26 protein-coding genes are annotated in these 21,677 nt (G+C 69.8%); 16 read left to right on the top strand and 10 right to left on the bottom strand.

What is annotated here, in order from left to right; translation table 11 throughout:
* Positions 1-131: 131 nt before the first annotated feature.
* From DDF67_RS20185 to DDF67_RS20170, 4 genes are all read right to left on the bottom strand, one after another.
* On the bottom strand, positions 132-788 hold the full coding sequence (locus DDF67_RS20185) for an SAM-dependent methyltransferase (RefSeq protein ID WP_109102627.1): 657 nt from the start codon (positions 786-788) through the stop codon (positions 132-134).
* 83 nt (positions 789-871) lie between these two features.
* Entirely contained in the window at positions 872-1,846 is a 975-nt protein-coding gene (locus DDF67_RS20180; protein ID WP_109102626.1) for a tetratricopeptide repeat protein, read from the bottom strand.
* 139 nt (positions 1,847-1,985) lie between these two features.
* On the bottom strand, positions 1,986-2,390 hold the full coding sequence (locus DDF67_RS20175) for a DUF4870 family protein (protein WP_109102625.1): 405 nt from the start codon (positions 2,388-2,390) through the stop codon (positions 1,986-1,988).
* A 5-nt stretch (positions 2,391-2,395) separates the two neighbouring features.
* Positions 2,396-2,767, bottom strand: coding sequence for a DUF4870 family protein (locus DDF67_RS20170; protein WP_109102624.1), 372 nt, complete (start codon positions 2,765-2,767; stop codon positions 2,396-2,398).
* A 181-nt stretch (positions 2,768-2,948) separates the two neighbouring features.
* Between DDF67_RS20170 and DDF67_RS20165 the strand changes: the two genes are divergently transcribed.
* Both DDF67_RS20165 and DDF67_RS20160 read left to right on the top strand, forming a co-directional pair.
* Positions 2,949-3,497 carry a hypothetical protein gene (locus DDF67_RS20165; RefSeq protein WP_109102648.1) on the top strand — a complete coding sequence of 183 codons (549 nt, stop codon included), beginning with the start codon at positions 2,949-2,951 and terminating at the stop codon, positions 3,495-3,497.
* Complete coding sequence (locus DDF67_RS20160) at positions 3,497-4,123, top strand: hypothetical protein (RefSeq protein WP_109102623.1); 627 nt, start codon at positions 3,497-3,499, stop codon at positions 4,121-4,123. Before DDF67_RS20165 ends, DDF67_RS20160 begins: the two co-directional genes overlap by 1 nt.
* Here DDF67_RS20160 and DDF67_RS20155 read toward each other — a convergent pair.
* From DDF67_RS20155 to DDF67_RS20140, 4 genes are read right to left on the bottom strand one after another with little or no spacing between them, the layout of a single operon-like run.
* Positions 4,053-4,490, bottom strand: a complete 438-nt coding sequence (locus DDF67_RS20155) for an acetyltransferase (RefSeq protein WP_109102622.1) — start codon at positions 4,488-4,490, stop codon at positions 4,053-4,055. The two genes, DDF67_RS20160 and DDF67_RS20155, sit on opposite strands and share 71 nt — an antisense overlap.
* 4 nt (positions 4,491-4,494) lie before the next feature.
* The gene (locus DDF67_RS20150) at positions 4,495-5,049 is read right to left on the bottom strand and encodes a hypothetical protein (RefSeq protein WP_109102621.1); all 555 of its coding nucleotides are present in this window, start codon (positions 5,047-5,049) and stop codon (positions 4,495-4,497) included.
* Positions 5,046-5,453, bottom strand: coding sequence for a dihydroneopterin aldolase (folB, locus tag DDF67_RS20145; RefSeq protein WP_109102620.1), 408 nt, complete (start codon positions 5,451-5,453; stop codon positions 5,046-5,048). Before folB ends, DDF67_RS20150 begins: the two co-directional genes overlap by 4 nt.
* 12 nt (positions 5,454-5,465) lie before the next feature.
* On the bottom strand, positions 5,466-6,242 hold the full coding sequence (locus DDF67_RS20140; RefSeq protein ID WP_109102619.1) for an SDR family oxidoreductase: 777 nt from the start codon (positions 6,240-6,242) through the stop codon (positions 5,466-5,468).
* Between the two features lie 479 nt (positions 6,243-6,721).
* On the opposite strand from DDF67_RS20140, the gene DDF67_RS20135 reads away from it, so the two are divergent.
* From DDF67_RS20135 to DDF67_RS20090, 10 genes are all read left to right on the top strand, one after another.
* Entirely contained in the window at positions 6,722-7,141 is a 420-nt protein-coding gene (locus DDF67_RS20135) for a GreA/GreB family elongation factor (protein ID WP_158278076.1), read from the top strand.
* Positions 7,131-7,697, top strand: a complete 567-nt coding sequence (locus tag DDF67_RS20130) for a hypothetical protein (RefSeq protein ID WP_109102617.1) — start codon at positions 7,131-7,133, stop codon at positions 7,695-7,697. Before DDF67_RS20135 ends, DDF67_RS20130 begins: the two co-directional genes overlap by 11 nt.
* Positions 7,698-7,924: 227 nt before the next feature.
* Entirely contained in the window at positions 7,925-8,395 is a 471-nt protein-coding gene (locus DDF67_RS20125; protein ID WP_109102616.1) for an NUDIX domain-containing protein, read from the top strand.
* A 94-nt stretch (positions 8,396-8,489) separates the two neighbouring features.
* On the top strand, positions 8,490-9,590 hold the full coding sequence (ychF, locus tag DDF67_RS20120) for a redox-regulated ATPase YchF (protein WP_109102615.1): 1,101 nt from the start codon (positions 8,490-8,492) through the stop codon (positions 9,588-9,590).
* 69 nt (positions 9,591-9,659) lie between these two features.
* Entirely contained in the window at positions 9,660-10,493 is an 834-nt protein-coding gene (locus DDF67_RS20115; RefSeq protein WP_146198064.1) for a hypothetical protein, read from the top strand.
* Positions 10,490-11,371, top strand: coding sequence for a hypothetical protein (locus DDF67_RS20110; protein ID WP_109102613.1), 882 nt, complete (start codon positions 10,490-10,492; stop codon positions 11,369-11,371). Before DDF67_RS20115 ends, DDF67_RS20110 begins: the two co-directional genes overlap by 4 nt.
* The gene (locus tag DDF67_RS20105) at positions 11,368-11,886 is read left to right on the top strand and encodes a L,D-transpeptidase family protein (protein ID WP_109102612.1); all 519 of its coding nucleotides are present in this window, start codon (positions 11,368-11,370) and stop codon (positions 11,884-11,886) included. Before DDF67_RS20110 ends, DDF67_RS20105 begins: the two co-directional genes overlap by 4 nt.
* Entirely contained in the window at positions 11,883-12,368 is a 486-nt protein-coding gene (locus DDF67_RS20100; protein ID WP_109102611.1) for a hypothetical protein, read from the top strand. Before DDF67_RS20105 ends, DDF67_RS20100 begins: the two co-directional genes overlap by 4 nt.
* A 64-nt stretch (positions 12,369-12,432) precedes the next feature.
* Positions 12,433-13,116 carry a dienelactone hydrolase family protein gene (locus DDF67_RS20095; RefSeq protein ID WP_109102610.1) on the top strand — a complete coding sequence of 228 codons (684 nt, stop codon included), beginning with the start codon at positions 12,433-12,435 and terminating at the stop codon, positions 13,114-13,116.
* A complete protein-coding gene (locus tag DDF67_RS20090; protein ID WP_109102609.1) occupies positions 13,113-13,796 on the top strand; it encodes a dienelactone hydrolase family protein in 684 nt (227 codons plus the stop codon). The genes DDF67_RS20095 and DDF67_RS20090 overlap by 4 nt, the downstream gene beginning before the upstream one ends.
* 4 nt (positions 13,797-13,800) lie before the next feature.
* Here the strand turns inward: DDF67_RS20090 and DDF67_RS20085 are convergent, their stop codons facing one another.
* On the bottom strand, positions 13,801-14,688 hold the full coding sequence (locus tag DDF67_RS20085; protein WP_109102608.1) for a hypothetical protein: 888 nt from the start codon (positions 14,686-14,688) through the stop codon (positions 13,801-13,803).
* An 89-nt stretch (positions 14,689-14,777) separates the two neighbouring features.
* Positions 14,778-14,939, bottom strand: a complete 162-nt coding sequence (locus DDF67_RS25600; protein ID WP_158278075.1) for a hypothetical protein — start codon at positions 14,937-14,939, stop codon at positions 14,778-14,780.
* Positions 14,940-15,210: 271 nt separating this feature from the next.
* Here DDF67_RS25600 and paoA point away from each other — a divergent pair, with 271 nt between their 5' ends.
* The 4 genes from paoA (at position 15,211) to DDF67_RS20065 (ending at position 21,643) form a co-directional block, all read left to right on the top strand.
* On the top strand, positions 15,211-15,834 hold the full coding sequence (gene paoA, locus DDF67_RS20080; RefSeq protein ID WP_109102607.1) for an aldehyde dehydrogenase iron-sulfur subunit PaoA: 624 nt from the start codon (positions 15,211-15,213) through the stop codon (positions 15,832-15,834).
* On the top strand, positions 15,831-16,781 hold the full coding sequence (locus DDF67_RS20075; RefSeq protein WP_109102606.1) for an FAD binding domain-containing protein: 951 nt from the start codon (positions 15,831-15,833) through the stop codon (positions 16,779-16,781). The genes paoA and DDF67_RS20075 overlap by 4 nt, the downstream gene beginning before the upstream one ends.
* 3 nt (positions 16,782-16,784) lie before the next feature.
* The gene (gene paoC, locus DDF67_RS20070; RefSeq protein WP_109102605.1) at positions 16,785-18,983 is read left to right on the top strand and encodes an aldehyde oxidoreductase molybdenum-binding subunit PaoC; all 2,199 of its coding nucleotides are present in this window, start codon (positions 16,785-16,787) and stop codon (positions 18,981-18,983) included.
* Positions 18,984-19,306: 323 nt separating this feature from the next.
* Entirely contained in the window at positions 19,307-21,643 is a 2,337-nt protein-coding gene (locus DDF67_RS20065; RefSeq protein WP_109102604.1) for a TonB-dependent receptor, read from the top strand.
* Positions 21,644-21,677: the final 34 nt, after the last annotated feature.

The following is a 21,677-nucleotide window of genomic DNA, read 5'->3' as shown; positions in this document are numbered from 1 at the left end:
GGAGGTGGCCCGGAGGGCCGGAGGGGGAAGTCACTGATGAGGTCAGTGCGCCCCCAACGCCAGCAATCACTTCCCCCTCAGTCGGCTTCGCCGACAGCTCCCCCTTCAGGGGGAGCATCTCATGGCTCGCCTCAGCGAGGAGCCACCGTCGCCACCAGCCAGCCGCCGCCCCACGGGGTGTTGACCACCGCCTCGTCATAGACCTCGCCCATGGCCTTGAGCTCTCGCCACAGGCGCAACGGCTTCAGCGACAGCCACATGGTCAGGCCCACGGCCCCGCCAGGCGCCAGCATCGGCCGGTAGTTGTCGATCAGCGGGCCGACCGCGCCGAGGTGCTCGATGCACTCGGAAAACACCACCACGTCGAAGGTCTCGTCCGCCGCGAAGCTGCGGCCGTCGCCCAGCAGCATCTCGACCTGGCCCGAGGCGATCTCGGCCGACAGGCGCTTGCGCCCCATGACCACCGCCGGCTCGGAGAAGTCGACGCCCACATAGCGGGCCGGCCGGTGATTGCGCAGGGCCTCGAAGAACACCCCCTCGCCGGCCCCGATCTCGAGCACGCGGGGGCTGGGCCAGCGGTCGGCGATCATCGCGGCCAGCAGGCGGTGATGGTGGCGCTGGTCGGAGCGGTGCAGCCGGTCATAGACGCCGTCGCGATACTCCTGGTCCCAGCGCTCGACCGGGGCGGCGCGGAAGGCCTCGCCCTTGCGCTTCTCCATCAGGTCGCCCAGCCACGGACGATCCAGCGACGCCATCTCGATGAAGCGCCGCCAGCGCAGATAGACCATGACTTCCCCCAGGGCGGGGACGCAGCCCCGAAAGCGGCGGATGATGACGGGGAGGAAGCCTGGCTACAAGGCGCCGCTTCCTCCTACCCCGCGACCCGCGCCTCGATCTCTTCAAGCCGCGCACGGGTGGCCGCCAGGTCGAGACCGAACCGGGCCGGATCGGCGGCGGCGAGGCGGGCGGTGACGTCGTAGCTCTCGCGGTAGAGGTCCAGCGCCCGCATGCGGTGGCCGCGGTCCTCGCGCAGGTCGGCCAGCCGCTCCAGCGCCACCGACAGGGCCCGCTGCGCGCCGGGATCGGCGGCTTCGCGGCCGCCGGGCGAGCGGCGCAGGGCCAGGGCTTCCTCGAAGGCGGCCAGGGCTTCGTTCAGGCGCCCCTCGGCCTCGGCGGTGTCGCCGACCCCGGCCAGGGCGCCGGCCAGCAGTTCGTCCGCCGACGGATCGTGCGGCGCGGCCTTCCTGACCATGCGGGCGTAGGAGACGGCCTCCTCATAGGCCTCTGCCGCGTCGTCATGGCGGCCTTGCGCGGTCGCGAAGTCGCCCAGGTCGCGATAGGCGATCGTCCGTTCGCGGTCGCTCTCGGCGGCGCGAACCAGCCGGGCCAGCACCCGGGCGGCCGGGTTCCAGGCCTCCGAGCCGCACAGGGCCAGCATCTCGGCCCGCAGGCTCTCGAACTCGGTCGCCCCGACGGGAGCGGGGGCCGGGGCGGCTTGAACGGAAGGCGCGATGGTCATGACGGCGGGCGTCATAGCGGGAGTCGGCGCGGCCGGCTCGGATGCGTCCATGTCGAACGGCTTGGTCAGGGAACGCTCGCCCCCGCGAGCGCTCCCTTTCCTGCGTCGCATCCCCCGACGCGACATCCCCATGCGGGGTAGCAGGGCGGCGACGAGAAGGATTCCCCCCAACGTCATCGCCGCCCAACCGGCGGTCGTCCGATGCGGCTCGAACGGACCGAGATCCCAGCCTATGGCCCACGTCCCCAGCGTGCCCAGGCCTGAGATCACATATCCCGACGTCGTCAGGATCAGCCCCAGGATGATCCCTACGATGCGAGCCAGCATGTCGCCCCCTCCACGACTTACTTCCGCCAGGGGCGGAAAGTCATAGGACCGGGCGACCGGCGTCGAGCATACTCGCCTGTCAGGGGAACGTTGATAACCTGGAAGTCGCCGAGGCGGGCGCCGACGGCTCCTCCTGCCTCTAAATCAACCACGTGCGCGGCCTGGGATAGGCCTCGCCGCGCACGAGGAAGGCGATTCCCGCAATGCAGCGGACGACGAACCAGAGACTGATCGCCGAGATGATAACCACGCCCGCGATGATCATCGGCACGCCGATCAGCACCAGCGACAGCGGGATGCCGAACAGCACCAGCGCCCCGCCGACCAGGAACCAGGCGATCGACAGCCAGAAGGTGCGGATCGCGAAGGTGTAGTGGCTCTCGTTGATCGGCCCTGCCTGGCCGCGCTGCACATAGGCCACGATCAGGCCGATGAAGAAGGTCAGCCCGTTGCTGAAGCCGAGCAGATAGAGGCCGTAGACCACCGCCGGAACGATCTTGTCCTCGGAGTGGCGCTCGGCGACGGGGTGGGCGAGATCGGTCATCGGGGTCAGAGCATCCAGTTGCGGGGCGTCGGATAGGCCTCGCCCTTCAGGAGCCAGGACAGGCCGACGATCGCGCGCACGGTCACCCAGACGCCCACGGCGATCAGGATCAGCGCGCCGATGCCGATGATCAGGGTCAAGCAGCCGATCACCCCGCCCAGCAGCGACAGCCAGAAGGTGCGGATCGCGAAGACATAGTGGCTCTGCAGCCATTCCGGCGCGGACGCCTTCGACACATAGGCCAGGATCAGGCCGACGATCGACGAGACCCCGCCCGTCACCCAGCCGGCGATGTAGCAGGCATAGACGATGATCGGCATGGTCTTGTCGTCCTGCAGGGCGGGCGGGACGGCGGGATCGGGCGGAACGTCGGTCACGGGCTTCCTTGATCGAAAAGCGATGTTTCCACGATGCTCGCCAAAAACGGGCGGCGATGCAAATGAAGCTTCGGAAAGGCGCCCCGCGTCGCTTTTCAGCGCGCCCTCACCTTCCGCTCATGCCGCTCATCGCGCCGCTCGCCAGTCTGGCCGCCTCGCTATCAGGCAAGGAGGCATGGCGATGACGGGCACGACCCACGGAAGGATGCGGCGGGGAAGCCGCTGGACGCTGCTGGTCTGGGGCGGGGCTGCGGGCCTGCTGGCCCTGCCGGCGATCGCCATGCGCTTCACCGCCGAGGTGAACTGGACGGCCGGCGACTTCCTGGCCATGGGCGCGATGTTGCTGGTCGCCGCCGGCCTGGTCGAACTGGCCGTGCGGCTGTCGGGCGACATCGCCTATCGCCTGGGCGCCTGCGTGGCCGTCGCGGCCAGCTTCCTGCTGATCTGGATCAACCTGGCGGTCGGGATCGTCGGCTCGGAGGACAATCGGGCCAACCAGCTGTTCGCCGGCGTTCTGGCCACGGCGCTGCTGGGCGCGGTGCTGGCGGGCTTCAGGCCGGCCGGCATGGCCCGGGCGATGGTCGCCGCCGCCGTGGCCCAGGGCCTGGTCTGCCTGACGGTGTTCGCCATGGGCCAGGGCCTGATCCTGGCCGCGACGGGCGTGTTCGCGGGCCTGTGGCTGGCGGCCGCCGCGCTGTTCGCCCGCGCCGCCAGGAAGGACGCCGCCTGATGGACCCGTTCAAGGCCGTCTGCGCGGTCCTGCTGCTGGGTCCGCCGGGCGCGTGGCTGGCGCTGCTGGCCGTCCAGCGGCTGGGCGCGCGCTCAACGCGGACGACGCTGATCGCCGCCGCGATCCTGTTGGCGGCGATCGTGCTGGCAGGTCGGCTCGGGGTCGGCTTTCGCGATCCGGCCCTAAACATCCTGGCGATCTGCGCGGCTTATCTGGCCTATGCCCTGCTGGCCTTCGCCGCGCCGCTGGCAGGCCAGAGCCCCCGCCTTCGCCGCCGCCCCATGGTCCTGGCCGTGGGACTGTTGGCGGCCTTCACGCCGATGGTCCTGGGTTATTTCCTCGGCAGCGTCGGCCTGCTGGCCCTGGCCTTCACGATCGGCGACGCTGCCCGGGCGCCCGAACTGCGCCGGGTGCGCGCCGACGGCCTGACCTGCGAGATCCGCCGCTGGTCGGGCGGTCCCAGCCAGGACGGCTTCAGCTACGCCCTCTATCTGGAACGGACACCCCTGCCCTTGCGGCTGCGGACCGCCCATGGCCCGCTGTCCCAGGCCGAGGTCAGTCGCCTCTACGCAGGTGGATCAGCGGATAGCTGCGGCCCTGGCCGTCGGTCTCCGAACGGCCGGTAGGGACGAAACCCATCCGCGCGTAGAAGCCCACGGCCTGGCCGTTCTGCTCGTTGACGTCGGTGGTCAGCACCGGATGCCGTTCGAGGGCCAGGGTCACCAGGCCGCGTCCGACACCGGTTCCGCGCCGGTCCGGATCGACGAACAGCGCCTCCATGTGCGCGCCGTCCAGCAGCATGAACGCCGCCGCGACGTCGTTCTCGTCGACCGCCAGCCACAGCGGGGCGGTCGGCAGGAAGCCCTGCACCTCGGCCTCGATGGCGGCGCGATCTTCAGGTGACAGAAAGTCGTGGGTGGCGTCGACGGCGCGGCGCCAGATCTCGACGACTCGATCGCCGTCCGCGGGCGTGGATTGTCGGTAACGGGTCATGGCTCTAGGGCAACCAGCGGGCGGGCAGGTCGTGGGGGTCCAGCGCCTCGCCCCTGGGCAGCCAGGGCAGGGCCGCGAAGATCAGCAGCAGCAGGAAGATCATGCGGGCGGCCAGGTCTATGGCCATGCCGCGCATCGACGACGAGATCGCCAGCAGCAGCAGGGCCCCCGCGCCCACCGCAAGCAGGCCGGTGACCAGGGTGGTGGCGTCGCGCAGCTTGAAGCCGGCGGTCTCGAACCGGGCGTGGGGCGACAGGTCGGCGCCCACGGCGGCGATCGCCCGCGCCAGCAGGGAAAAGCTCTCCAGCCGGTCCTCGTAGACGCCCGGGCCGCGCCAGCTCTGCGAGGCGATGGCGACGCGCTGGCGGCCGAAGCTCAGCATCAGGGCCCGTCGGCGACCGCCGCCGCGCGGCATGGCCAGGCGGAAGCGGCGAAGATGGGCCAGGTCGAAGCGGCGTTCGCGCGCGCCGCGGCGCTCCACCAGCGTCCCGCCCTCCAGCGTCCAGGCCGTCTCGGGCTGGAACGGAGCCAGGCGGGCGCTGTGGGAAAGCCCGGTCACCCGCGGACGGCGGTGATCTCGACGCCGGCGGCGGCGGCGTGCGGGGCCAGGGCCAGGGGCTTTTCGACCCGCACCCGGGCGCGGGTGACGCGATGGTCGTCGAAACAGGCCTGGGCCAGGCGCTCGGCGAAGGTTTCGACCAGGTCGATGTGGCCGGCGGCGGCGATGTCCTGGGCGGCGGTGCGGATGGTCTCGTAGTTCACCGTATCGCCCAGCTGTTCGCAGTGGCTGGCCGCGACGTCGAGCTCGACATCGATGACCAGCGGCTGCACGCGGCCGTGCTCGTGACCATAGACGCCGATCTCGGCTTCGACCTTGAGGCCGCGCACGAAGACCTTCGTGACGATGATCTTGGCCAGGACAGGCGCCGGGAACGGCGTTTCGGAGAGGGGGGAGGCGGACAAGGGCGAGGGCCTTCAGGAACCAAGGACGTCGGGCGTGCGCCAGGCCAGATGCTGGCCGCCGTCGACCGCGATCATCTGGCCCGTGACCGACGGCGCGTCAATGAGATAGCGCATCGCGGCCGCCAGTTCGGACGGATCGACAGGGCCGCCCAGAGGCGTGGCGGCGGCCTCGGCCTCGAACTCGCCGGGCGCCTGGTGCACCGAGGCCAGCACCGGCCCGGGGCCGATCGCATTGACGCGAACGGCGGGCGCCAGGTCCTGGGCCAGGGTGCGCGTCGCCCACCACAGACCGGCCTTGGAAACGCTGTAGCTGAAGAACTGCGGGTTGGGCTTCAGCACTCGCTGGTCGACCAGATTGACCACCAGCCCCCTGGCGTCCGCCGGCAGGGCGGCGGCGAAGGCCTGGGCCAGCAGCACCGGCGCACGCAGGTTGGCGTCCATGTGGCGGTCCCAGCTGTCGGCGCTCAGCGTGGCGATCCGGTCGTCCTCGAAGGTCGAGGCCGAGTTGACCAGCAGGGTCAGCGGCCCGATCGCCGCCGACGCCGCCCCGACCAGGGCCGCGCCGATCTCCGCATCGGCCAGCTCGCCCGGGATCGCGACAGCCCGGCGGCCCAGGGCCGCGATCTCGGCGACCACCGCCTCGGCCTCGTCGCGCGCAGTGCGGTAGTGCACCGCCACGTCATGGCCCGACCGCGCCGCCTCCAGCGCCAGCACCCGCCCGATGCGACGGCCCGCGCCGGTGACGAGCGCGCCGCCGCGCGAGAGCTTGGGGTCGGAAGGCGTGGGCATGCGGGATCCTGGCGCGGTATGTCGCCGGTGTTCATAGCGAGGTATCCGCGCATTTACGACGCCGGAACGCCCTGCGTCCTTCGAGGCTCGCACTTCAGGATGACGAGCCAATGCACCGGTCCTCATCCTGAGGCGCCCGCGCGAGCGGGCCGCGCGCGAACGGCGCTCGCCGCCGATTGCCTGATTTGACAGCAGCGCTGCCTGACATATGATGCCGCCACCATGTATCGCATCGAATTCTTCAATCGCGAGCAGCATAGGGCGGGCCACCTCATCGCAGGAGCCTAGTCCCGAGCCCCTATCGACGCGCCTGCGCCGGGCTCGGGACGAAAACCACATCGACAACAGCGTTGCGCAAGACTTCGACACATAACCGGTCGAGGTCCAGAAAACTTGCGCCCCTATCCCCATTACTACGGCGCGCGGCCATGGCTGCGACGCCGCGCCATGCCGCATGGCAAAACGCCAGGAGCGCCCCGATGCCCGCCTCCCCGCCCCTTCCCGCGCGCACCGCCAAGCGCGACCCGCGCCCGCCGATCACCGTCAGCGCCGAGGACTACGACGCCCTCGCCGCCCTCGTGGCCCACCCCAGCGCCGCGCCCGGCCATGCCTTGCTGGCCGTCGAGCTCGAGCGCGCCGCCGTGGTCGAAGGCGCCCCGGCCGCCAACCGCGTGCGCCTGGGCTCGGAGGTCGACTATCACGACCTCGATCGCGACCGGCTGCGCACCATCCGCCTGTCGCTGCCGCGCGAGGCCAGCATCGACGAGCGCCGGGTGTCGGTCACCGCCCCGATCGGCGCGGCCCTGCTGGGCCTGAAGCCGCGCCAGCGCTTCACCTGGACCGAGCCCGGCGGCCGTACGCGGTCGATCCTGGTGCTGGCGGTGCGCAATGACGCCTGACGACGCGCTGGGGCCCTGCCCCAGCCCCGGCCACGGCCTGAGCACCGCCGCCGCCGCCGCCCTGCTGGCGGCCGCCGATCATGTGGAGCAGGCCTGGAGCGGCGTCTCGCCGCGCGAAGCCGCCACGCGTCTTTCGCTGCACGCCGAGGACCTGGCCCATTCGCCGGTGGCCCGCGACCAGCTGCTCAGCCGCGCCCTCGAGCTGGCGGCCGGCGACCTTTCGGAAGGACGCCGCCCCCTGGCGCACTGGCCGCTGTTCTTCGCCGAGGACCTGGCCCCGTCCGCCGAGGCCCGCGAGGACGTGCGCGCCTGGGTGCTGTCGGGGGGAGATCCGATGCTGGCCGACGGCGAGGCGGTGGCCGAGGCGGTAGAGGCCCGGGCCGTGCGCGAGCTGGGCGACGCCTTCGAGACGGCGCGCGGCCTCACCCGCCGCCTGCGCGTCGAGGCCTGGCTGCAACTGGCTCTGTGGGACGATCCCCGCATCCCGGCCAACGCCGAGACCCGCTTCCTGATGCGCGCCGGAGGCCGGCGGCTGATGGCGCGGGTGGGGGACTAGGAAAGGGCGCGGCGGGACGACCGCCGCGCGAGCCCTGTCAGTCGATGCGGCCGAATTCGAAGGCGTTGAGGCCGACGATGACGCCCAGGAAGATGGCGATGATCAGGATCGCGAGCATGTGAGCGCCGCTCCGGCTGTTGTTGTTTCCTCTCTTGCGGCTTTAGCGGCCAATGTTCGGTGGAGCAAGGCCCTGCCGCCGCCCGCCGAAGCAGCCTAGACTTTGTCCCATGCTCTGGCGCCGAAAAGTCGAACCCTACACCCGCCCCTTCGTCTACGCCTGGTTCCGCATGAGCCGGGGCCTGACCCTGGGCGTGCGCGGCCTCGTCACCGACGAGGAAGGCCGCGTGCTGATGATCCAGCACACCTACGTGCCCGGCTGGTACCTGCCCGGCGGCGGGGTCGAGCGCGGCGAGATCGCCGAGACCTCGCTGATCCGCGAGATGCAGGAAGAGGCCGGCGTGCGCGTCATCGGCCGCCCCACCCTGCTGTCGGTGCACAGCAACGAGCCGCGCCACCCCGGCGACCACGTGCTGTTCTATCGCGTTCACGCCTGGGAGCCGTGCGCGGCGGCCGAGCAGGGCGAGATCCACGAGATCGGCTGGTTCCACCCCGACGCCCTGCCCGACGACGTCACCGACGCCACCCGCCAGCGCATCGCCGAAGCCCTGCGGGGGGCCGAGATCGATCCGATGTGGTGAAGGTAAGGAAGCCCTCGCCGTCGCCTGACCCCAGCCCGCGACTTCCCGTCCGATCCGTGCTAAGCGCCCGGCCAACGAAATTCACGAGAGTTCCATGGCCCTGAAAGTCGCCATCGTCGGCCTGCCCAACGTCGGCAAGTCCACCCTGTTCAACGCCCTGACCCAGACGGCCTCGGCGCAAGCCGCCAACTATCCGTTCTGCACCATCGAGCCGAACACCGGCGACGTGGCCGTGCCCGAAGCGCGCCTGAACGCCCTGGCCGCCATCGCGGGCTCCAAGGAAATCATCCCGGCCCGCATCAACTTCGTCGACGTCGCCGGCCTGGTCCGCGGCGCTTCGAAGGGCGAAGGCCTGGGCAACCAGTTCCTGGCCAATATCCGCGACTGCGACGCCGTGGCCTTCGTGGCCCGCTGCTTCGAGGACGGCGACATCACCCACGTCGAGGGCCGCATCGACCCGATCGCCGATCTCGAGATCATCGAGATGGAGCTGATGCTGGCTGACCTGGAAAGCCTGGAAAAGCGCCTGCCCAACGTCGAAAAGCGCGCCAAGAGCGGCGGCGACAAGGAAATGATCGCCACCCTGCGCCTGATCAACCTGGCTTTGGAGCAACTGCGCGCCGGCCGTCCGGCTCGCGCCGCCCAGATCGACAAGGAAGACGCCAAGGCCTGGGCCATGCTGCAGCTGCTGACCTCGCTGCCGGCCCTCTATGTCTGCAACGTCGACGAGGCCAGCGCCGACAAGGGCAATAAGTTCTCCGACCTGGTGGCCGAGCGCGCCAAGACCGACAACGCCAAGAGCGTGGTCATCTCGGCCCAGATCGAGAGCGAGATCGCCCTGCTGGACGAAGCCGAGCGCACCGAGTTCCTCGAGACCCTGGGCCTCGAGGAGCCGGGCCTGAACCGGCTGATCCGCGAGGCCTACAAGCTCCTGGGCCTGCAGACCTACTTCACGGTGGGCCCCAAGGAAGCCCGCGCCTGGACGATCCCCGTGGGCGCCACCGGCCCGCAGGCGGCCGGCGTGATCCACACCGACTTCGAGAAGGGCTTCATCCGCGCCGAGACCATCGCCTACGAGGACTACGTCAAGCTCAACGGCGAAGCCGGCGCGAAGGAAGCCGGCAAGATGCGGTCGGAAGGCAAGGAGTACGTCGTCAAGGACGGCGACGTGATGCACTTCCGCTTCAACGTTTGATTGCGCACTTGAAATAGCACACCGCATGGCCGAGCTTGCCGCAGCGATGCGGGGGGGCTCGGCTTTAGCGTGACGATCAGAGTATTCGGTATAGCCGCCCTGGCGGGCGGCGCGCTTATCGCGGCGGCGTCGCCGTCCCTGGCGCAGAGCCAGACCCAGTCCATATCCACTTTCGTCATCCTGTCGGGCGAGGCGCCGACAGGCGAACAGACGGCCCGCCGCTTTGCGCCCCTTTGGCGGCAGACGGCCGTCGGCATGGAAGCCGCGCGCCTGGAGGAAAAGACCGCGACCGGAGCGGACGGCCTGCCGGCGGGCACGCCGATGTTCGCCGTCCGCTCATCCAGGGGCTGGGCCTATTGCGCCGCTCCGCCGGTCCAGGCCGAGAAGACCGAATGGTGGCGCGCCAAGGCCTTCACCTGCTTCGAGGACCATGACGGCGACGGCGCCTTCGACCACGCCGCCGTCGCGGACAAGCCATTCCTGGACTCGCCGCTGACGATCTATCTCGACCGCGAGGTCGAGCCGCTGCCCCGCCCCGTCCGCTACGCCCGCGTTCCCCGCCAGGACGGCCCGGCCATGGGCTTCGGCGTCAACTGGGGCCGCCACCCCGACCAGCCCGGCCCCGATGGGGCGCCGGCGGCGCACCTGGTGTTTCAGTCGGTTTTCCTGCGGGGCGACGGCGTCGAGACCATCGTGGGAAAAGGAAGCAACACCCACCTGCTGCTGTCGCCGGGCCAGACCGCCCAGGTGAAGTTCAACGGCGCGCTCATCACCGTGCTGGGCATCACGCCCGGCGGAGATCTGCGCTATCGCGTGGACAAGCCGCTTCCCACGCAGGTGATGACGCTCGAGGCCACGCATCCCTCCCTGCCGCCTCCCCTGACCCAGATCTACGCCCGATGATCCGCACCGTCCTCATCATCGCCTGCATCGCCGCTGTCGCTTCGCCGGTCCTGGCCCAGGACGCGCTGCAGATAATTCAGCGGCCAAGGGCCAGTCAGATCCTCAAGGACGCCCTCAAGGCGACGCCGCCGCCCCTGCAGTCCCTGATCACGGTCGACGCTCCAGTCAGCCGGGGTCCGGCGACGCGGGTGAAGAACGGCGTGGTTCTGGCCGTGCAGACCATCCGTCCCGCGCCCGGCGTCACCCTGGAGGCGGCCCCGCACAAGCAGCCGCGCTATGGCGCGGCCGGGGATGTGCTGTTTCCTGTCGTCGACGACGGCGCCGTTCAATATTGCCGCCGGGAGCCCAATCCCCGGAAACTGTCGAGTCCCCGGCACCGCAACGACGCCAAGGGCAAGCTGCATTGCTTCTCCGATCCCGACGGCGACGGACGGTTCGACCTCATGTCGGAGACCTATCTCAATCAGGCCCTGATCGGCGGCAGCCATTTCCTGGTGAAATGGCTCGCCGCACCCAAGCCCCTGGCCGCGCCGGTTCCCTATGCGCGCTCCGGCGCAGTCGCCCCGTACGCCGAGCAGATCGGCATACGCTACGGCGGCGTCCTGCGCGGCTTTCCGGAAGCGGACGGCGGCGTTCGGGGGGCGCTGGTGATGGTGGCCCTGAGCATCCGTGGCGACAGCGCTCCAGCGCGCGACGACATCGGCTACGCGATCGGGCTGCCGGACGGCGAATCCGGCGTGGTCGAACTGCCGACGGGCCACAGCCTGACCTTGGGCGCGGCGACCATGGAGGATATCCAGGTCGAGGTGACGAGCGCCCTTCCCGCCGGAGAAACCCTGCTGTTTCCAGGATCGCAGGGTCGCGAACCGGTTCAATGACGCGAACGATCCCGCATGGCGGCATCGCCGCGACGATCCTCCTGCTCGCCGGCTGGGGCGCCGCCACGGCCCAGCCGCCGGCCATCGAGGGCTCGGTCGACATGATCGTCGTCGAGAAGGCCGCCCATCGCATGACCCTCTACAAGGGCGACCGGCTGGTGCGGACCTATCGGATCTCGCTGGGCGGCGGCGGCCTGGCGCCCAAGGTCCGCGCTGGCGACCGGCGAACGCCCGAGGGCGACTACCGCATCACCGGCCGCAATCCGAACAGCCGCTTTCACCTGTCCTTGCGCATCGGCTATCCGACCCCGGCCCAGATCGCCGCCGCCCGCGCCAAGGGGATCGATCCCGGCGGCGACATCATGATCCACGGCCTGCCCAACGGGCGCGGCGCCCTGGCCGCGCTGTACCAGGGCCGCGACTGGACCGACGGCTGCATCGCGCTCACCGATCCCGAGATCGAGGAAGTCTGGAAGCTGGTGCGCGACGGCGCGCGGGTCAGGATCACGCCGTGAAGCACGACGCCGACTGGACGGATCCGCCCACTTCGCCGCCGGCCTTGCCGCTGGAGGTGCGGATCTCGATCGTCCAGACCTGGATCGGCGTGCTGGTCTTGCTGGCGCTGACCGCCTTCATGACGGCCAAGGCGCCGGAAGGACTGCGCGGCCTGGTGCTGGCGCTGACCGGCGGCATGACCGCCCTCTCGCTGCTCGGCGCGATCGGCGACACGCTGGACCGCCGCCGGCGGCTGGTGCTCGACCATGACGGCATCCGCTGGCGCTGCGGCTTCATGGGCCTGGTGCGCGGCCGGGCGGCCTGGAGCGAACTGCGCGCCGTCGCCCACAAGTCGATCTATCGGCGGCCCGACCGCCTGCTCCTGACGCTCGACGGCCGCCGCACCGTCAGCATCCCGGTCGACGGCCTGACCGTCGCCGGCGAGGACCTGCCCCGCCTGATCCGCGCCGTGGCTCCTCACGTGGAGATCTCTCTCCAATAGCCGCCTTGACCGCGAGGGCGGCGCGGTTCTTGGATGCCCGGCCATACCGAGCCGGGAGCCGTCCATGTCGCAGACCATCACCCTGACCTCCGCCATAGACGGCTTTGAGTTCACCGCCGGCCACGTCCAGCCGCAGGGCCCGCGCAAGGGCGGCGTGGTGGTGATCCAGGAGATCTTCGGCCTCGACCAGTACGTCCAGGCCGACCTCGCCCGCTGGTCCGAGCGCGGCTACGAGGCGATCGCGCCGTCGCTGTTCGATCGCGTCGAGCGCGGCTACGTCGCCGAACACGATCCGGAAGGCTTCCAGAACGGCGTCGCCGCCGTCGGCAAGGTGGGCATGCCGGCCATGCTGTCGGACATCCAGGCCTGTATCGACGCCCTGAAGGACAAGGGTCCGGTGTTCGCCGTCGGCTACTGCATGGGCGGTTCGCTGGTGTGGCTGGCGGCTTCGAAGCTGGAAGGCCTGGCGGCCGGCTCGGCCTATTACGGCAGCCAGATCGCCGCCAACGCCGCCCTGCCGCTGAACTGCCCGGTGATCGTCCACCTCGGCGCCAAGGACGCCCATATCCCGGCCGAGCAGGCCAAGGCCGCCATCTGGACGTCGCATCCCGAGCTGGGAGTCTATGTCTACGAGGCCAGCGGCCACGGCTTCAACAACGACGGCCGTCCCGACAGCGACCTGGCCGACGCCGAGCTGGCCCGCCAGCGCACGGTGGAGCTGTTCGAGGCGAATGGAGCCGGCGCATGACCACCGGAACCCGCATCGCGCTGTGCGACCGCGACGGCGGTCCGCTGTCGGCCTTCCATGTGCCGCCCGGCGAGGCGCGGCGCGGCGGGCTCGTCGTCCTGCACGCCATCTGGGGGATCACGCCCCACATCCGCGAGTTCAGCGAAAGCCTGGCCGAGCACGGCTACGAGGTGATCGCCCCCAACCTGCTGGACAGCGCCGACGCGCCCTGGCCTGAGCTCAACACCGAGCCGGCGATCCTCGACCAGCGCATGGCGCTCGGCGAACAGGCCGGCTGGGGGGCGGCGTGCGTGCCGCGCGTACAGGCGGCCATCGACGCCCTGGAGGGTCCGGTGTTCGTCATGGGCTTCTGCTTCGGCGGCACCACCGCCTGGCTGAGCGCGACCCGGGCCCACGGCGTGGCGGCGGTCTCATGCTTTTACGGCGGCGACATCGTACGCTACCGCGACGAGACCCCGAAAGTCCCGACCATCCTGCATTTCGGCAAGACCGACGAGATGATCCCGCCCGCCGACGTGGCGGCCATCGAGGCCGCTCACCCCGACCTGCCGATCCATCAGTACGACGCGGGCCACGCCTTCGTGGCGCCCAGCGGCCATCACGCCGACAGCGCCCGCCTGTCGATGCTGCGTACGCTTCAGCTCTTTCAGCGCTCGGGCGGAAGCAAGGGCGAGGCCTGAGCCTTCAGATCGCCAGCTTGGTCTTGAGCTGCTCCAGGCAGATCTCGCTCCGGCTGGCGATAAGCGCCTTGAGGCCCTCGGCGCCGTTGGCGAGCAGCGCCGTGCGCGAGACGTCGTCGGGCGTGTTATAGGCGTTCACCTTGCATTTGGCCTTGGCCACGACCTCGCCGCTGGAGGCGTCGAACACCCTCGCCTTGGCCCTATAGGCGAGATCGACACGGGAAGGGGCCAGATAGAAGCGCTGCATGTACATGGTGGGTTCTATTTCCACCACGTAGGCCGCGCTCCCCACCTGCGGGCCGCCGCTCGATAGGGACCGTCCATCCGGCCTTTGCGGCAGGGCCTGCCGAACGAGATGGCCATTGTTCGCCGCCGCGAAGGACACGGCGATCTTTCGGGCCATGGCGCCGGAAGAATCATCGATCCCGTAGTTCCGGACGACGTCCCGACCATGGGAGACGCCGATGAGGTGCGCGACGCTCACCCCCAGGACGCCGCCGTTGACCATTGCGATCATGGCCGTGCCGCTGCTCATGTCGTTCAGCTTGGGCGGCCCGGCCCGCAGTACGTAGGCGACGCCCGGCCCTTCCATGTTCTGGGGCGGCAGCACGTCGTCGTCGATGGCCATGAGCGATCCGGCGGACGCCGGAGACCATGCAGAATGGGGACGCATCACGCCCACGGGACCAGCCGCCGGCGAGGCGTAGAGTGAAGTCGTCCGCGCCAGCAGGGCCGCCGTCGACGCTTCCACCGGCCTCAGGGCCGAACACGGCGTCCCCGCCTCGCGGGCGTAGCGGATCTGATCGGCGCTGCAGGTCTCGGCCGCCACGGCCGTCCCGCATGCGGCGCTGCCTGCCAGCAGCGCCAGGACTGCGATCTTGATAGGCGTCATGGAATGGCTCTCTCGTTGCGCCGCGCGCAGAAGATGGGCCATCCCGGTAAACCCAAGGTATAGGTCGGAAGCCTAACTCTCGCTTCAGGCTAGGTCGCTTCCACCGCGTAGAAGGTGTTGAAGCCGATGAACATCGCCACGGCCAGCACGGCGATGACGAGGGCGACCAGGGCCAGCACCTTGACGTGCTTGCGCTTGACCGGCTTGGGCTGCTGGTCGGGGTGGGCGTCGGGCTTGGTGTCGAGGTCCATGGGGTCTCCGAAAGGGGGCTCGCCTCGACAACGCCCCGGCCCGACGATCCGCTCCACGCTTCCAGCCGCACGGGGCCGCCTAACGCGCAAAAGCCGATCTGGATTGTTGAGCAGGACTCAACACCCCATGCACCGCCAGGCGGCTAATCGCTCCTGGCCGGCGCTGCTACGCTTCATCTCTTTCGCTGGGCCGACACCCGCGACGAAACCGCCCGCGCGCCCGGCCGCTTTATCCGCGGACATGACGGCGCGTGGAGGACCGGAGGATGGGATGGCGATACTCGACGACCTTCAGCTTTCCAGGCGCGAAGTGATGGCGACCGGCGCCGCCATCGGCGTGGCGACCGTTCCGGCCGCCGCAGACGCCGCTTCCGGGCAGCCCTCGATCATGAAGGTCTCCTTCACGGTCAACGGCCAACGCCAGACCCTGGAGCTCGACACCCGCACCACCCTGCTGGACGCGCTGCGCGAACACCTGAAGCTGACCGGCAGCAAGAAGGGCTGCGATCATGGCCAGTGCGGAGCCTGCACTGTCATCGTCGACGGCCGGCGGATCAATTCGTGCCTGTCGCTGGCGGTGATGCACGAGGGCGACGAGGTCACCACCATCGAGGGCCTGGGCAGCCCGGAAAAGCTGCACCCGCTGCAGGCCGCCTTCGTCAGGCATGACGGCTACCAGTGCGGCTATTGCACGCCGGGCCAGATCTGCTCGGCCAAGGCGGTGCTCGACGAGATCAAGGCCGGCGTCCCCAGCCACGTCACTGCCGACCTGACGGCGAAGATCCAGTTCAGCGAGGACGAACTGCGCGAACGGATGAGCGGCAACATCTGTCGCTGCGGGGCCTATTCCAACATCGTCGCGGCCGTGGCTGAAGTGGCGGAGGGCAAGGCATGAGAGCCTTCAGCTACGAGCGCGCCAAGAGCCCGCGCGAGGCCGCCGCGGCCGTCGCCGCCGACCCGACCGCTCGCTTCATCGCCGGCGGCACCAATCTGCTCGACCTGATGAAGCTGGAGATCGAGACGCCCGCGCGGCTGGTCGACGTCAACGGCCTGAAGCTGGACGAGATCGCGCCGACCAAGGACGGCGGCCTGCGCATCGGCGCCCTGGTGCGCAACACCGACATGGCCGCCGACAAGCGGGTGCGCAAGGATTACGGCGTGCTGTCGCGGGCCCTGCTCGCCGGCGCCTCGGGCCAGCTGCGCAACAAGGCCACCACCGCCGGCAATCTCCTGCAGCGTACGCGGTGCCCGTACTTCTACGACACCAACATGCCCTGCAATAAGCGCACCCCCGGCGCGGGCTGCTCGGCGATCGGCGGCTTCACCCGCACCCTGGCCGTGCTGGGCGCGAGCGAGGCCTGCATCGCCACCCATCCCAGCGACATGGCCGTGGCCCTGCGACTGCTCGACGCCAAGGTCGAGACCGTCACCCCGGACGGGACCGAACGCTCGATCCCGATCGCCGACTTCCACCGCCTGCCGGGCGACACCCCGCAGGTGGAGACTGCCCTGGCGCGCGGCGAACTGATCACGGCGGTGACGCTGCCCAAGCCGATCGGCGGAACCCACGCCTATCGCAAGGTGCGCGACCGGGCCTCCTACGCCTTCGCGCTCGTCTCCGTCGCCAGCGTCATCCACAAGGACGGCTCGGGCCGCATCGCCCTGGGCGGCGTCGCCCACAAGCCCTGGCGGGTGGAGGCGGCGGAAAGCGCCCTGCCCCGTGGGGCCAGGGCGATCTCCGAGGGCCTGCTGGCCGGCGCCCGCACCACCTCCCAGAACGCGTTCAAGCTGACCCTGGCCGAGCGCGCCATCGGCGCGGCCTTGGCGCAAGCGAGGGCCTAAGCAATGAAGTTCGACACCCCCGCCACGACCAATCCGATCGACCAGCTGAAAGTGGTCGGCAAGCCGGTCGACCGCATCGACGGTCCGATGAAGACCACCGGCCGCGCCCCCTACGCCTATGAGCGCCACGACGCGATCCCCGATATCGCCTACGGCTACGTGGTCGGCGCCTCGATCGCCAAGGGCCGCATCGCGTCGATGGACCTCTCGCGCGCCAAGGCCGCGCCAGGCGTTCTGGCCATCGTCACCGCCGCCGAGGCCGGCAAGCTGACCAAGGGCGACTTCAACACCGCCATGCTGCTGGGCGGCCCGGAGATCCAGCACTACCATCAGGCCGTGGCCGTGGTGGTGGCGCAGACCTTCGAGCAGGCCCGCGCCGCGGCCAACCTGGTGAAGGTGGAGTACGTCCGCTCCAAGGGCAGTTTCGACCTGGCCTCGGCCAAGGACGGCGCAACCAAGCCAAAGGACGGCGGTCCAGACAGCGCGGTCGGCGACTTCGACGCCGCCTTCGCCGCCGCGCCGGTGACGCTGGACGAGACCTACACCACGCCCGATCACGGCCACGCCATGATGGAGCCGCACGCCAGCATCGCCGCCTGGAAGGGCGACAAGCTGAGCCTGTGGACCTCGAACCAGATGATCGCCTGGGGCGCCGGCGACGTCGCCAAGACCCTGGGCATCCCGCGCGAAAACGTGCGCCTGATGTCGCCCTTCATCGGCGGCGGCTTCGGCGGCAAGCTGTTCGTGCGCGCCGAGGCCATACTGGCGGCCCTGGGCGCCAAGGCGGCGGGACGGCCGGTGAAGGTGGCCCTGACCCGGCCGCTGATGTTCAACAACACCACCCACCGGCCGGCCACGATCCAGCGCATCCGCATCGGTACCGACCGCGACGGCAGGATCACCGCCATCGGCCACGAGAGCTGGTCGGGCGACCTGCCCGGCGGCGGTCCGGAAACCGCCGTGCAGCAGACCCGCCTGCTCTATGCCGGCGCCAACCGCATGACCAGAACCAGGCTGGCCGTGCTCGACCTGCCCGAGGGCAACGCCATGCGCGCGCCCGGCGAGGCCCCCGGCCTGATGGCGCTGGAAGTGGCCGTCGACGAAATGGCCGAGAAGCTGGGCATGGACCCCATCGACTTCCGGATCCTCAACGACACCCAGGTCGATCCGGAAAAGCCCAGTCGGCCGTTCTCGCAGCGGCGGCTGAACGAGTGCCTGCGCACCGGCGCCGACAAGTTCGGCTGGAGCCGGCGCTCCAGAACGCCCGGCCAGACGCGGGATGGCCGCTGGCTGGTCGGCATGGGCGTGGCCGCGGCCTTCCGCAACAACCTGGTCATGAAGTCGGCCGCCCGCGTGCGGCTGGAGACCAGCGGCGTCGTCACGGTCGAGACCGACATGACCGACATCGGCACCGGCAGCTACACCATCATCGCCCAGACCGCGGCCGAGATGATGGGCGTGCCCCTGACCCGGGTGAACGTGCGGCTGGGCGACTCCAGCTTCCCGGTATCGGCCGGTTCCGGCGGCCAGTGGGGCGCCAACAGCTCCACCGCCGGGGTCTACGCCGCCTGCATGAAGCTGCGCGAGGCGGTGGCCGGCAAGCTCGGGCTCGATCCGGCGACCGCCGAGTTCGCCGACGGCCGGGTCAGGGTCGGCAATCAGAGCCTGCCCCTGGAGAAGGCCGCCGCCCAGGGCCCGGTCACGGCCGAGGACTTCATGGAGTACGGCGACCTCACCAAGACCCACCAGCAGTCGACCTTCGGCGGCCACTTCGTCGAGGTCGGGGTCGACGCCGACACCGCCGAGATCCGCATCCGCCGGATGCTGGCCGTCTGCGCGGCCGGCCGGATCCTCAATCCGAAATCGGCCCGCAGCCAGGTGATCGGGGCCATGGTCATGGGCGCCGGCGCGGCGCTGATGGAGGAGCTGGTCGTCGACAAGCGCATCGGCTTCTTCGCCAATCACGACCTGGCCGGCTACGAGGTGCCCGTCCACGCCGATATCCCGCACCAGGAGGTCATCTTCCTGGACGAGACCGATCCCATGTCCTCGCCGATGAAGGCCAAGGGCGTGGGCGAGCTGGGCATCTGCGGCGTCGGCGCGGCGGTGGCCAACGCCGTCTACAACGCCACCGGCGTGCGGGTGCGCGAGTATCCGGTGACGCTGGACAAGCTGCTTGAGGGCATGCCGGTCCTGGCGTGACGCGCTAGAACCAGCCGGTATCCCTCAGCACGCCATCGTCGTCCCGCCGGTTACCTGGATCGCGGTGAACGTCCTGGGCTGGCGCGCCGCCGTGCAGGGCCGGCCGCGCCATTTTCCTTCCTGGCCTGGGGTCCCCAACCTGATCGTCGCCGAGCTGTGGCTGCGGCGCCGGAGCGCGCGTGGCTGAACGGCGACAGTTGTCACACGGCCGTCGCCGTTGCGGAAAAACTGTCATCAACGTGTGAAATAGACGCGGGCGCTGAAAACAACCGGCGCCGTCGAGGAAAGTAACCCGCGGCGCTCGATATCGGGGGATATCCGAAATGCTGCTCAGGTCCGCCAGCGCCGCGGCGATCGCCGCCTGCCTCATGCTCGCCTCCCAGGCCCAGGCGGCCGACGCCCCGGCGCCCGCCGCCGACGCCAGCGAGGTTGACGGCGTGATCGTGGTCGGCAGCGGCCAGACCCGCTCGGTCTCGACCCTGACCCCGGCCAGCCTCGAAGTGCTGCCCCCGGGCACGAGCGTGCAAAAGGCCCTGAACTTCCTGCCGGGCGTCATGGCCCAGTCGATCGACGCCCTGGGCGTCAACGAGCAGTCGCTGTCGCTGCAGGTGCGCGGCTTCAACACCACGCACCTGGGCTACACGCTGGACGGCATGCCGCTCGGCGACGGCGCCTACAACAACTACAACGGCCTGACGATCAGCCGCGCCCTGATCTCCGAGAACCTGGGCCGCGCGGACCTGGCCACCGGCATCGCCGGCCTGTCGATCCCCTCGACCAGCAACCTCGGCGGCGCGCTGATCTACACCTCCAGCGATCCGAAGAAGGACATGGGCCTGTCGATCAGCCAGAGCTTCGGCAGCGAGGACACCCTGCGCACCTTCGCCCGCTTCGACACCGGCGAGCACAACGGCTGGTCGGCCTATCTGTCGGGCCAGTACAGCCAGCAGGACCTGTTCGTGAACCAGCCGGTCTACAACAAGTCGACCGGCAAGCAGTTCAACGGCAAGCTGACCTACAAGGGCGAGCGCGGCCAGGTCACGGCCTTCGCCGACATCTCGCGCACCAACCAGGCCGACGACGCCTACCTGTCCAAGGACATGCTGAACCGTCTCGGCTGGGACTGGGGCGGCTATGCGCCCGACTGGAACGCCTATGTCAGCCGCGCGGCGTGCTCGGTGGCGTCGCTGGCCTCCAAGTGCGTGACCTCGACCGCGCCCGAGAAGCTGTCGGACGTGACCTTCACCAACGGCCAGATCCTGCGCAACGACGACCTGTTCTACATCGCGGCCGACTTCGACGTCACCGACAGCCTCAAGGCCCACGGTCAGGTCTACAAGCATAAGAACAAGGGCGCGGGGAACAACTTCATCACCGGCCTGTCGACCCAGGGCACGGCGTCGACCGCCGACGACCTGCCGGTGCAGATCCGCGACACGCGCTACACCATCGATCGCGACGGCGTGGTCGCCAGCCTCGCCTGGACCCACGGCGTCCACCACGTCCAGGCTGGCCTCTGGCTTGAGCAGAACACCAGCAGCGCCGCACGCTATATCTGGACCAACGTCACCGGCCCGTTCAGCCTGGCCCAGTACCTGAAGGGCCGTCCGGACACGGCCCAGTGGGTGCAGAAGACCGACTGGACCACCCAGCAGTTCTACGTCCAGGACACCGTCACCCTGTTCGACGACGCCCTGAGCATCGACTTCGGCTTCAAGAGCACCAACGCCAAGTCGACCGCCACGGCCCTGCCGGGCATCGCCAAGGCCCCGGCTGCGGCCTCGACCCAGTTCGCCAGCGGCTCGCTCAAGGCCGCCGACAACTTCCTGCCGGAAGCCGGCGCACGCTGGCGCATCGCCCCCGGCCACGAGGTGTTCGCCAGCTACGCCGAGAACATGGCCATGTTCCAGGGCGGCTTCAAACTGGGTCCGCAGTCGGTCAGCCAGGCCGTCTGGGACGCCCAGGGCAAGTACCTGGAGCCGGAAACCTCCAAGAGCTTCGACGCCGGCTACCGCTATGTGGGCGAGACCCTGCAGGTGTCGGTGTCGGCCTATGAGGTCGACTTCAACAACCGCCTGCTGCAGTACAACCCCTGCCCGACCAACCAGCAGCAGAACCCCGGCTGCGGCAACTCCTTCCACAACGCCGGCAGCGTCACCAGCAAGGGCGCCGAAGTGGGCGTGCTGTGGAAGCCGCTGTCGTGGCTGAACTGGTACAACTCGGCCTCGTACAACAAGTCGACCTATGACGAGGACCTGAACTGGTGCTCGGGCGCGACCTGCGTGGTCAAGAAGACGGCCGGCAAGCAGCAGGTCGACACGCCCAAGGAGATGTTCTCCAGCGTCGTCAGCCTCAAGCGCGGCCCGTTCTCGGCCTCGCTGCAGGGCAAGTACACCGGCCGCCGCTACTACACCTACACCAACGACCAGAGCTTCGCCGGCTACACCACCTTCGATCTGGGCGTCAGCTACGCCTTCGGCGACGTGGGCTTCATGAAGGGCGCCAAGGCCTCGCTGAACGTCACCAACCTGACCGACAAGCGCTACGCGTCGAACTTCGACAGCAGCGTGTTCGCGCCGGACGACGCGACGGGCAGCATCCTGGTGTTCCACTCGTCGGCGCCGCGGCAGTTCTTCGCCACCATCGGCTTCGACTTCTAGGGCGCTGTCGCCAGACCAGTAAGCTCGCATCGGC

The organism is Caulobacter endophyticus (assembly GCF_003116815.1).
In the GTDB taxonomy this organism is placed as follows: domain Bacteria; phylum Pseudomonadota; class Alphaproteobacteria; order Caulobacterales; family Caulobacteraceae; genus Caulobacter; species Caulobacter endophyticus.
The sequence above is the reverse complement of the archived record's forward strand: the minus strand, read 5'-3'. Positions and strand labels throughout refer to the sequence as shown.